Origin of the sequence: Enterovibrio litoreus (genome assembly GCF_045679545.1) — a bacterium.
GTDB lineage: Bacteria > Pseudomonadota > Gammaproteobacteria > Enterobacterales > Vibrionaceae > Enterovibrio.
This window is the reverse complement of sequence record NZ_CP166194.1, coordinates 1246719-1258547: the sequence shown is the minus strand read 5'-3', so window position 1 is coordinate 1258547 and position 11829 is coordinate 1246719. Positions and strand designations below refer to the sequence as shown.

Annotated in this window: 8 protein-coding genes; 2 read left to right on the top strand and 6 right to left on the bottom strand. The window is 47.1% G+C overall.

The genetic code is table 11. The annotated features are described in order from the left end of the window. The first annotated feature begins 9 nt into the window (after nucleotides 1-9). Nucleotides 10-750, top strand: coding sequence for an SDR family NAD(P)-dependent oxidoreductase (locus AB8599_RS05495; protein WP_407332763.1), 741 nt, complete (start codon nucleotides 10-12; stop codon nucleotides 748-750). A gap of 241 nt (nucleotides 751-991) precedes the next feature. Here the strand turns inward: AB8599_RS05495 and AB8599_RS05490 are convergent, their stop codons facing one another. The 3 genes from AB8599_RS05490 to AB8599_RS05480 form a co-directional block, all read right to left on the bottom strand. Continuing rightward, complete coding sequence (locus AB8599_RS05490) at nucleotides 992-1204, bottom strand: cold-shock protein (RefSeq protein WP_016958898.1); 213 nt, start codon at nucleotides 1202-1204, stop codon at nucleotides 992-994. Between the two features lie 394 nt (nucleotides 1205-1598). Continuing rightward, nucleotides 1599-3704: a VIT and vWA domain-containing protein gene (locus AB8599_RS05485; RefSeq protein ID WP_407332762.1), complete on the bottom strand. Its 2106-nt coding sequence runs from the start codon at nucleotides 3702-3704 to the stop codon at nucleotides 1599-1601. Nucleotides 3705-3838: 134 nt separating this feature from the next. Continuing rightward, the gene (locus tag AB8599_RS05480) at nucleotides 3839-4603 is read right to left on the bottom strand and encodes a helix-turn-helix domain-containing protein (protein WP_407332761.1); all 765 of its coding nucleotides are present in this window, start codon (nucleotides 4601-4603) and stop codon (nucleotides 3839-3841) included. Between the two features lie 492 nt (nucleotides 4604-5095). On the opposite strand from AB8599_RS05480, the gene AB8599_RS05475 reads away from it, so the two are divergent. Next, a complete protein-coding gene (locus AB8599_RS05475) occupies nucleotides 5096-7645 on the top strand; it encodes a calcium-binding protein (RefSeq protein WP_407332760.1) in 2550 nt (849 codons plus the stop codon). 226 nt (nucleotides 7646-7871) lie between these two features. On the opposite strand, the gene AB8599_RS05470 is transcribed toward AB8599_RS05475, so the two are convergent. From AB8599_RS05470 to AB8599_RS05460, 3 genes are all read right to left on the bottom strand, one after another. Continuing rightward, nucleotides 7872-8915, bottom strand: coding sequence for a GMP reductase (locus AB8599_RS05470; protein WP_407332759.1), 1044 nt, complete (start codon nucleotides 8913-8915; stop codon nucleotides 7872-7874). A 333-nt stretch (nucleotides 8916-9248) separates the two neighbouring features. Then, on the bottom strand, nucleotides 9249-11012 hold the full coding sequence (locus AB8599_RS05465) for a chitinase (protein WP_407332758.1): 1764 nt from the start codon (nucleotides 11010-11012) through the stop codon (nucleotides 9249-9251). 405 nt (nucleotides 11013-11417) lie between these two features. Further along, nucleotides 11418-11651 (bottom strand): hypothetical protein, encoded by a 234-nt coding sequence (locus tag AB8599_RS05460; protein ID WP_407332757.1) that lies wholly within the window; start codon nucleotides 11649-11651, stop codon nucleotides 11418-11420. Nucleotides 11652-11829 lie beyond the last annotated feature (178 nt).

Here is an 11829-nt window from a genome sequence, read left to right as displayed (position 1 = left end):
GGAGCGCGCATGAAAATTGTCCTTGTCACCGGAGGCAGCAGCGGTATTGGCCTTCACACCGTTCTTGCCTTTCATCAAGCTGGCTTTAAAGTCATTACCTGCTCTCGTAACGAGGAAAAATGGAACAAAGTATTGGCTCGCCATCCTCAGCTATCTTCCATCGACTATTTACCGGTTGATCTCAAAGACGTTCAGCAAGTTGATCGTTTCTTTGGCTACATCAGAGAAAATTACGGTCATTTAGATGTGGCCGTCAACAATGCGGCGCCGCAGCTTGAATCTCGTGGTGATTTCGCCAGTGTGCCGATCGATGCACTTTATAGCACTATGATTGGGGATTTCTGGTTACATGCTCTGTGTCTTCGCTATGAACTCAATCTGATGCCCGAAGGGAGTGCCATCGTTAATGTCAGCTCAGTCAATGGGATTCGCCCTACCCCAAATGCCGCCATGTATTCGGCAACAAAACACGGCATAGAAGGTCTAACACGATCAGTGGCGGTAGAAGCGATACGCAATGGAATTCGAGTCAACGCTGTCGCGCCAGGGGTAACATGGACACCACGATGGGAAGAACATAAAGCCGACATGGGCGCGGCATTAAAGGAAACCGTATCCAAACAAGTGCCCAATGGGCGATTTGCCATTCCAGAAGAAATAGCCAATGCCATCTTGTGGCTGAGTTCTGAACAAGCAAGCTATGTGGTTGGTCACACCTTAGTGATGGATGGTGGCCTGAGCTTAACCTAACAGTGCATGGTTCGCCGTGTAAATACGTGAAACACAAGCCAATGTTTTTTTATGAAAAAATAGAAACAGGCTTGATGAACAAATGATGAAAATCGGATGTTAAAACAAAGAAAATTTAGGATTTAGTTTGGAGATAGAAGGATTGGAGCAAGATATTTACAGGAGGGTATTTCGAAGATTTTTGGTAGTGCAGATAAAAAAGTAGCGCAAATGGCATGGCCATTTGCGCTGTCTTTCGAAATTACAGAGCTACTACGTTAGCAGCTTGTGGGCCTTTTTGGCCTTGCTCAACTTCGAAAGATACTTTTTGGCCTTCAGACAGAGTCTTGAAGCCTTCAGAAGCGATTGCACGGAAGTGAACGAATACGTCAGCACCGCCGTTGTCTTGAGTGATGAAACCGAAACCTTTATCTTCGTTAAACCACTTTACTAGACCAGTTGTTTTGTTAGACATTTTGTGTCCCTTATATTTGAATTCATAAAATATTCGCAATAATGCGATGCACTGTGCTGGAATTATTTAATGTGACGATGAAGCTAAGGGAAACACAGAGAACAACAACTAGTGTAACGAAATCTGAGGTTTTACTTTTACTTTACGCTTTATTAATAACTCTGACTTACAGAGCGAGGGCAATATTACGCTAGTCAGGGCTATTGTAAAGACTTATTTTGATTTTGTTTGCATGAAAATTCTTCACCGGTGTCAATACTGCCGTCATGCCGTTGCAAGCCACATGACAGGGTAACGCACCCCCTTCTACGTTCCCCTGCATGTGCACACACAACAAACAAAAACGACAAGGCTAAACCAGTCAGCCTTGTCTTTTACTTTCAATCCATTAGCGCTATTCGCTTTCTTTTTTCACCATCACACGTCGGCTTCCCCACACGAATGCCAGCCCAACAAATATCATCCAGTTAACGCTACCGCCGCCACTACTTCCACCGGAGTGTGTCGGGGTCGGTTGGCTAAACATAGGCTGACTAGAATCTGCCCGTGTCGGTTGAACATTCCCAGCACTACGCTTTTCACGAGCCAACTGCTCAGCGGTAACACGGGCGCGATTGTTTCGGTCAAGACCCAGTTCTTGGAAGACCTGTTCCTCAACCACCAGCAGCGAGGTGTAGTCGGTCAGCAATCCATATTCCAAGGCGATGTCTTCAATGGCTTGTTCTTTATCGCCATCTTTTTGCTCTAGGTAATCCATCTGCGCCTGCAAATCACGAATAGCAGAGAACGCCCACATTCTTTCCAGTTCAGGATTGCGTAACGCCGTCTCTGGCAATGTAACCTTAGTGATGTAGCGTCGCGTTTCACCACCAACATCCATGCTCAATGTCACTTTCGCCGTGCCTGCCTTAAAGTAATGGCCGAACACTACCAACTGCTCACCTCGGTACAGGCTACTGATTCGCTCTGGCGTAATGTCACTAACCTTTACTCCGTCAATATCCAACTCAATATTGCGGTAAGCCTGATGTGTCAACTTGCTGGTGACACTCATTAAATGGCCGATAATGTCGTCAGCATTCGACACCGAGGTGGCAATGCCATTCGATAGCTTTGTCATCGGCACAAGCAGCGGCGTATTGGCGCTGTTTCCCATAATGAAAGTGAACAGTCGAACGTCATGTTTTTCCATCAACGTAAAGAACTGACGTTTTTCCGTCACGCCTACGTTAGCCACGCCATCAGTCACCAACACCACACCTGTTGGACGATCATGATCCAGGTTTTTCAACGCTGCATGTAAACCTTCATAAAGATTGGTTCCATTGTCAGGTTCAACCCTCTCAATCGCTTTTAAAGCCTGCTCTGCATTGGCTTTTGTCGCTGACACAAAACCCTTTGTGAGATCATTAGTCGTGTTGTCAAACATTAGCACGCGGAATCGGTCTTCTTGTGGCAGCCTATCTAGCCCTTGGCGTACACCCTCTACCAAGGTTGAATACTTCCCGCTCATCGAGCCAGACTTATCTAACACAAACACCCAATCTCGCCCCTGAGTAACAGGGACTAAATCATCTCCTGGCGTGAAAGTTAGCTTTACCGTGCCGCGCTGAGATGAAGCAGGGTCACGGTGCGCCACCAAGTCCAATCGACCCGGCAAGCCATCTTGTAAGCGCCAGTAAAAGACGATGTCTTGATCCAAACGGTACACAGACGCAGTTTGTGATGAAGTAGCGCTTTCCTCTTCGAGCACGGCTGCAGATTGATTGGCCACTTGTGCCTTCCAAATCGTGTGCTCACCTAACGCTTCTTGTGTGAGTGCGGCGTTGGGGTGCGAAGGCAAACGCACACCGTCAACGGGATACCCAGATTTCAGCGTGACATTAAACGAAAAATCCTGCTCGACCGCATTGTTACGCGTCCAAAAGCTAGCTTTTTCCTCGTCAACACCACCCTCTTCCATCGGGTAGACATACCGTCCAACGCCATGATCGAGCAACGCATCTTGCAGATACACCAGTTTTACTTTGACACTTTGCTGAGGTAACACCGGGAATACCCGCATTTCGAACGTTTTGTATTCGTCTTTTTCTGTGATTGCCGTAGCGCGACCCTGCGCTTTTTGGTCTTGATAGATTTCTGTGGCTTTATCTTTGGCAATCGCTTCTGCAATCACCGGTTTGCCATCTATCCAATAGATAAACTCCCCCACAACCGCCTGCTGGGGAACAGGGAAAGAATAGTGCGCTTCAAGTGCATCATTGTTTGGGTTGAAGAATTCTTGTTCGATTGACGTTGTGGCATAGCCGTCTTCGATAACGACATCCACATGATGAGATTGGATTTTCAGTGCTTGATAACTGCTATTAATAGGCTTTAACAAGCCACTGGCCTTAGCCACGGGAGAAAACCAGCCAATGACCATGGTCAGAATAACCATGCCAATAATATGTAAACTCTTAGAATGTAAAGCTGTAGATACTTGCGGTCGATTCAGCATCGTGTGCCTCCTTTGCATCGCTTCCAATGAGAGTCTGTCTCTCTGTTTTCAGAAGCTTGCAATAAGAGAGGAAGGCACGAAAGTACCATCAACAAAGTGACGTTATGTGTCACTCTCCGTCACGTATGATGACACTATTTGGTCAATTCAGGCGATACTCCCTCGTCGACTTCAAATTCGTCAAACAATGGGAATGTCCAACGTCTTATCGCCACCACCATCGACGTGCCGTGGCGCTCATTCATCGTCAATTCGCTGTCATGATTGCAAGATTCATAAAATTCACTGACTAAACGCTGAATTCGCTGCTGAAATTTATAATTGGTGGGTAAAGACATTAATCCCGTCGACATCACCAGCTTTTCGTCTTCACCAGAGAAGTGAGACTGAAAAAATGCACGTATTACCTGCTGCTGAAAGAATTGCTGAATGGGCCCACCTGCTATCCATGAAAACGAAGGGGCTATTAGCAACTTGATGCGGTTCCCTGGCAAAAGCTCAATCAGTTTCAAGCGATCGAGATGTGCTAATTTTTGGATAAGCAATGTCTCAGGCAAATTATACTGCGCCAATATTTGATCGAACCGATAGCCATTGATAATACAAACAGCCACCAGCAACAAGGCCTTGTCGGCGACTAACTCTTCTTCTTGTTTCCACGTCAATGTTGTTAGACTCTTCGTCTCTTCAGACGTCAATCTAAACAATTCAGCCATTTCCATGTTGATCAAACGACACACTGCGCTCAACCGTTCCAAACTCAAGCTACCACCATTGGCAAACAATCGTTTCACTGAGCCTTCGCTCAAATCCAACACATTGGCGACGTCCAGATAAGTCACTCCACGTAGCTTCAATTGCTTTTTTAGTACGTTGATGAGTTGTTCGCACTCTGCCATCCCACTCTCCCTATGCTACTCCCGATAAAACAATACATGATTAAAACACTCATGATTATCTCCTGCATATCTATACCAAAATATTGTATGTGACTTTATACATTTGGTGTTTCCCAAGCGTACTTATCTTCAAACCATACAAATTTCATACTTAACAGATAGATCTCAAACATTTAGTCGTCGACTAACCCAAGAAGTAAATGAGCACTTTCTAATGTACTGTTCTATAACGCGTTATATTTTTCGCAATATGACGTCATCTCTAGCCCAAACTCGCATTCTTTCGCCATCATCGAACAACCCCATCCTTTTATTAAACTTTTACACCAAGACTAACCAGAGCCCTCAGTTATCAGCCAACTGGCACTGTTGACCGGTCAAACTTTATACGCTTTTATCGACCTACGCCTTCATCAGCGCGATGACATAAAAAAAGGGTAAGACTTTAAAGGATCTCAGCCCTTAAAATTCCATTTAAAAGGACTCTATGACATGGCAACTATAATTAATGGCACTTCCGGTAACGACACGATCATTGGCACAGCAGGACAGGATGAAATTTATGGCCACGACGGCGATGATTTCATTCGCGCTGACGGTGATACCGACTACGTTGACGGTGGGGCTGGTAATGACACTGTCATTGGTGGAGATCACTCTGATGAACTCCATGGCGGAGAAGGTGACGATCATCTTCGTGGTGGCTTTGGCGCAGATTTCCTGTATGGCGATGAAGGTAACGATAGACTAGAAGGCGGTCTTGATGACGACTTTCTTGACGGCGGTATTGGCAACGATGTGCTTTTCGGCCAAGAAGGTAATGACCAACTCTATGGCGGTGCCGGAGAAGACAAATTGCTGGGTGGTGACGGCAACGATGTTCTTTTTGGCGGCGATGACAATGACATTCTCTTTGGCGACGAAGGGGACGATACGTTAAACGGCGACGCCGGCAATGACATCCTTTGGGGTGGCAATGGTAACGATACCCAAAATGGCGGCGAAGGCGACGACTGGCTTTGGGGGCAAGATGGTAACGACATCCAACACGGTGGCGTTGGCAATGATACCCAGCTCGGTGGCGATGGTGATGACACCATGTACGGGGATGCTGGCGATGACATGCTGCTTGGCCAGGCTGGAAACGATTACCTTCATGGCGGAGAAGGCAACGATAAGCTAGAAGGCTTCACTGGCGATGACACACTTGTTGGAGGAGCTGGCGATGATGACCTTTGGGCTGGCGATGACAACGATATCGTAAACGGTGGTGAGGGCAACGACACAATTTCTGGTGGTTGTCACGACGACGAAATTGAAGGCGGCGCTGGCAATGACCTCATTTATGGTGATTCTCCAAACTTGTTGGTCAACGGTAACTTTGAAGCTTGGGGCAGCAACGCTGGCAATGAGTGGGCCTTACTCGACGACACAGAACTGGTTGGCTGGAGCTCATCTAATGGGGGTCTCGTAGAAATGCAGCAAGGTACTACGGTTGGTTCTCCACACAATGCAGAGACAAATACCGTCATGGAAGTTGACCTTGCCGGTGAATCTATTGAGCAAACCGTCAATGTTGCCTACCTAACAGCAAGCAGTGATGCCACTTTCAATCTTTCGTTTGATTATGCAAGCCGAATTAAAGACGGTGACAACAAGACCAGTGGTTTCACCATTGAGATTACCGATCAGGACGGCAATAAGCTGTTTACTAAATCAATCAACAATGAATTAAACATTGATATCTACCAAACGTTCGACGGTCAGGTATCGATACCTCAAAACACCTCAAGTATCACAGTCAGCTTTAGTGGACATGGCGCTGCAGATGGATTTGGCGCCCTGATTGACAATGTCACGCTTTATAACATTGATCACTGTGAAGGCGATGACGTCATTAATGGCGGTTCTGGTGCCGACGAAATCTACGGCAATGGCGGCAATGACACCCTTTCAGGCGGCATCGGTGCTGATTATATTGATGGCGGTTTGGGTGATGACACCATTGATGGCGGTGATGACAATGATTACCTCCATGGCAATGGTGGCAATGACAACATCAATGGCGGCGCTGGCGACGACAAACTATTCGGTGACTCCGGCGAAGACATGATACTCGGTGGTGATGGCGATGATCGTATCCACGGAGGTGATGACAACGACATCATCAAAGGTGACAACGGGGACGACAACATTCAAGGCGGTCATGGCAATGATGGTATCTGGGGAGGTTATGGCGATGACTTCATTCAAGGCGGCTACGGTGATGACTACGGCGACGGCGGCTGGGGCGCAGATATCATAAAAGGAAACCAAGGCAACGATAACTTTGCCGGTGCTGGAGGCGATGACTGGATGTCTGGCGGCGAAGGCAATGATACTCTTCGTGGCGGCCAAGGAAATGACCGTATGTTTGGCGGAGATGGCGACGACAACCTCAATGGCGGAGACGACAACGATGAAATTGATGGCGGCGATGGTATCGACACAATCGTTGGTGGGACTGGTGATGACATTTTGCGTGGTGGACTCGGCGACGATACGTTAAATGGCAATGAGGGAAATGATAGCGTTTGGGGTGGTGATGGCAACGACATCGTTTATGGTGGCGGTGGCGACGACACTCTCGGTGGCAATGCTGGGGATGATTATCTTGCCGGTCATGATGGCAACGACACCCTTTGGGGTGGCTTCGGAAACGACACTTTGATGGGTGGCTTGGGTAACGATACCCTTTCAGGCCAAGATGGTAACGATCGGATTTGGGGTCACAGCGGGAATGACTATCTCATCGGCGGCTCTGGCTTCGATACCTTCGTGTTCCGTAATAACAATGGACACGACACCATTCAGGATTTCAACCAATCAGCAGACACCCTTGAGATTGATAGCACATTGGCGACGCATTTCAGCCAAGTAAACGCTCAACAAGTTGGTGCTTCCACCGTACTTACGTTCGATGGGGGCAATACCATCATTACCTTGAAACAATTCGATGCTGGCAATATCGCTGCTGATATGTTCGATTTCACGACGATTTAAGCGCGCTGACGCTGAATAGTGCCAACATAACGGCATCAAAACAGGCTGCGATTAAAGGGCTCAAATAAGTAAAAATGAGAAGCGTAAAACGAGCAAAAACGCCACGCGACTGCGTGGCGTTTGTTTATTGCTTGTACAACCACCGCATGCTATGTATGGTTGTTTTTACAAACACTGTAGATACAACCAACGTACGGTTTTTTACAAGCCTTTTTTTCAGCGAAGATTACTCTTTGCCGAACACGTTGTTTTCTTGTTCTTGTACACGAATAAACGTCGTGCGTTTTGTTAGCTCTTTAAGCTGCGCTGCGCCAACATAAGTACAAGTAGAACGTACACCGCCAAGAATGTCAGAAATGGTGTCATTCACTGTGCCACGGAATGGCAGCAGTACGGTTTTACCTTCTGCCGCGCGGTATTTTGCAACGCCGCCCGAGTGTTTCGCCATCGCGCTTTCAGAAGACATACCGTAGAACTTCATGAACGGCTTACCGTCTTGTTCAATCACTTCACCGCCACTTTCTTCATGGCCTGCTAGCATACCGCCAAGCATCACGAAATCAGCGCCGCCACCGAACGCTTTTGATACGTCACCAGCACATGAACAACCACCGTCACCGATGATACGACCACCTAGGCCGTGTGCTGCATCCGCACATTCAATAATTGCAGAAAGCTGCGGGTAACCTACGCCAGTTTTCACGCGAGTGGTACAGACTGAACCTGGGCCAATACCCACTTTCACAATGTCTGCGCCAGCAAGAATCAGCTCTTCAACCATATCGCCAGTCACAACGTTGCCTGCGCTGATCACCTTGTCAGGAAATGCGGAACGAACACGCTCAACGTATTCAACAAGATGCTCAGAGTAGCCATTGGCAATGTCGATACAGATGAAGATCAGCTCTTCAGACATTGCCATGATTTTTTGCGTTTTTTCAAAATCAGCGTCAGACGTACCGGTAGACACCATCACGTTGTTTAGGGTCTTCGTATCAGCACCAGCAACGAAATCCGCCCAGTCTTCAACGGTGTAATGCTTGTGAATTGCCGTCATACAACCATGCTCAGCAAGCACCTTACCCATTTTGAATGAGCCGACTGAATCCATGTTCGCAGCAATAACTGGTACACCAGACCATTGACGACCACTGTGCTTGAATGTAAAATTTCGGGTTAATTCAACTTGAGAGCGGCTTTTAAGGTTAGAACGTTTCGGGCGAAACAGTACATCTTTGAAACCCAACTTCAAGTCTTGTTCGATACGCATGTGTCTTTTCCTTAACTATTAAGACGCTGCCCTTTCGGACATTGCTCATGAATGCGCACTATTTGCAGATAGTGCAAACATTCACCGATGAGCAGGCACAAAAAAACCGGAGCGTTTGCAGACGCTCCGGTTTTCAGCATTATAGGAATAGAAACTTTATTAACAAGTCTGATATTTAAGAAATTTTTGTGGTATCTTTTGTAAGATTACACCCATGAAAACCCATCCTCTGCGCACTCGCATTTCAAAAACTCAAACCTAACCACAAGATAAATAAGAAAAAACCGCACACTCTCTATAAATGCGCGGCTTGTTTCTACTCAGTTTTCGTGATTATGCCTTCTTCCAAGGACCCCATTGTTTGTTGGCTGCTGGGTTGTCACCCTGCGTCCAATATTTCGCCTGGTAACGCACACCATCTACAGTCACTTGGTCACCCGCAACGTATACCTTATCGGCTTTCCATGCATCGGGGTTTGGTGTCACTGGTGGTGTTGGCTCCGTCACTGGTGGCGTTGGCTCTGTCACTGGTGGTGTTGGCTCTGTCACTGGTGGCGTCGGCTCCGTCACTGGTGGCGTTGGCTCTGTCACTGGTGGCGTTGGCTCTGTCACTGGCGGGCTCACTTGGCTTGATACCACTTTCCATGGACCCCATTGCCCAGCCGTTGCCGGGTTCACGCCTTGGTTCCAGTACTTGGCTTCGTAAGTCACACCACTAACGACAACTTGATCGCCTGTGTTGTACACCTCGGCTTCATTCCAGCCGTTAAGCTCAGGAGGTGTTCCGCCATTGCCATTATCCGTGCCACCGCCTGGATTTGTCATATCGGCATCAGGGACAACACGAATGGTTGGCCAACCCGCATGGGAACCATAGAAGTTGGTTACACATTTTTCGTAGTCACCTTTTTCTAGCGCAGAGTAAGCTGTTTGGTAACCGACCAATTCACACTCAAACGAAGACCCTCCAGGACGATCTGAATAATACTTCCAGTTACCATCCCAGTTTGTATACAGCACATCCGTCGCACCTTGAAGGTTCAAGCTACCAAACGGCAATTGCTGCCAACAAGTGTTCGTTTCGTCTGCTTCAATAGGGATTTCATAGTGCGCGGCAAGCCCTTCCCAATAGCGAATTCGGTTAACGGGCTGGCCTTTGTTTTTGTTTTGCTCACCACATTCAATACCGCCATTGATGATGTTGATTGTGGTACCAAAGCCATAACCAATACCCGCATCAAGCTCGCGCTGTGAAGGTTTCCACGTCCGATCAATCACATGCAACATGGCCGGCTTTGGCGCTTGTGGTGTAAGGAAAAACCAAATAGCAGAAGCCAGATTCAGCCAAGAATCAGCAACCAATGCTGGTTCATTCAGTAGCTTAGTGGCATCACCGCCATACATCACTTCAGAAAATGCGCCGTAGTTAAAGTGATAAGAAAGCTGTTTCGCACCGCGACCGAAATACCCTTCACCCGCTACACATGGCCAGCGTTTGTTCTGCCAATCATTCTGACCACACCCTGTGGTGTAACCTTCCTGACCTTCTGACCAGCCCATTTCACGAACATGCACAAGCGCTTGTTGCCATTCTTCAAGTGCTAACGGGTTATCCCAGAGGTTGTCTTTCGCAATGTGCCCGCCCGTTTCTTGTGCGAAATGCGCAAATGCGGTGATGATGGATTTTTTACAAATAGCATCAGAATCTCGTCCATCGGTGTACTCACCACAAAACGCGGGGAACTTACCAATGGCGCGAAGGAAACGCGTGTATGTGTACTCAGGCGCGGCCATATGGGTTAGGAAGTCCCAATCCGATCGTGGGAATACACGCTCAACACGCTTTACATTGCCAGGGTTGGTTGCAAATCCTTCGTCGATCGCTTCGACAATCGCATTGGGGCGCGTTTCGAGCGCCTTTGACCATATAGCATACATAGGGTCTGACGTTTGTGCCGCTTCGGCAGCGGCTATTTCCGATTGCGAAACGATATATCCGGCCGCATTATCCGGGTCCGGTTGAGGGGTCATTGCGAGGGCGGTATGAGCCATAAAGCTCGTACCTAATAGCGCGGTAAACAAAGCCGTGTGTTTCATCTCTGAATTTCCTTATCAAAATTATTGGCAAGGCTGTCGCTATCGGTGCTAACGCTTTGCGAATCACAACGACATTGGGTGCACTCTTTTTTTACCGTCGCTATCGAAATAAATATCGAAAATAACGCATGAGTGCTTTTATATTCAACGCAGCCGACACAACTATATGCACGAGTTGAATGTCAACTCGACACATATCATTTGCAGAAATGTAAGACTGGATGCGACTTAGCTAAATTTTGATAGGGAGTGATTCGTTGTAGTGTTATTTTTTGAAGTGAAACAAGGTGATGTCAATAAATGCACCATTATGCCCTATTTTTCATACACGTCAGCAAGATTTAAAACTGAGAATTGGTTCAAATACTTACATAAGATTTCGTGGTAGATGACGTGTATCAAATATCACAATGCGCGAATTTGTTTGTCCAGCGTGTAGCTTTTGTCAGTCACTAACTTTTCAAGCACTTCAACGCGCGATTTCAAGGCGGAGACTTCTGCGGCCAGATCCCCTTGTACATTTTTACTATGATTTAATTCGAACTTTCGCAGTTGCGCTTTATACGCCAAATAGCTTTTCAGTGTTCTTGCACCAACAACAACCGCCACAATGATAGTGACAAACAGTAACGTATCCATGTTTCTATCCTCATCCTGATATTTTCACGATTTCGCTACATTTATATTTGAATGTGAGGATAAACACCAAGAACATGTCACAACACTCTGACTGAGTTCAAAAAAGAAGGAGCGATAATCGCTCCTTCTTTCTGTTAGTGACTCATCCACTCCTTGTTTACCTGCTCATCGGCAAACA

What these genes read in the sequence shown, in the direction of transcription:
- AB8599_RS05495 (WP_407332763.1), top strand. Translation starts at nt 10, where the DNA reads ATGAAAATTGTCCTTGTCACCGGAGGCAGCAGCGGTATTGGCCTTCAC.
- AB8599_RS05490 (WP_016958898.1), bottom strand. Translation starts at nt 1,204, where the DNA reads ATGTCTAACAAAACAACTGGTCTAGTAAAGTGGTTTAACGAAGATAAA.
- AB8599_RS05485 (WP_407332762.1), bottom strand. Translation starts at nt 3,704, where the DNA reads ATGCTGAATCGACCGCAAGTATCTACAGCTTTACATTCTAAGAGTTTA.
- AB8599_RS05480 (WP_407332761.1), bottom strand. Translation starts at nt 4,603, where the DNA reads ATGGCAGAGTGCGAACAACTCATCAACGTACTAAAAAAGCAATTGAAG.
- AB8599_RS05475 (WP_407332760.1), top strand. Translation starts at nt 5,096, where the DNA reads ATGGCAACTATAATTAATGGCACTTCCGGTAACGACACGATCATTGGC.
- AB8599_RS05470 (WP_407332759.1), bottom strand. Translation starts at nt 8,915, where the DNA reads ATGCGTATCGAACAAGACTTGAAGTTGGGTTTCAAAGATGTACTGTTT.
- AB8599_RS05465 (WP_407332758.1), bottom strand. Translation starts at nt 11,012, where the DNA reads ATGAAACACACGGCTTTGTTTACCGCGCTATTAGGTACGAGCTTTATG.
- AB8599_RS05460 (WP_407332757.1), bottom strand. Translation starts at nt 11,651, where the DNA reads ATGGATACGTTACTGTTTGTCACTATCATTGTGGCGGTTGTTGTTGGT.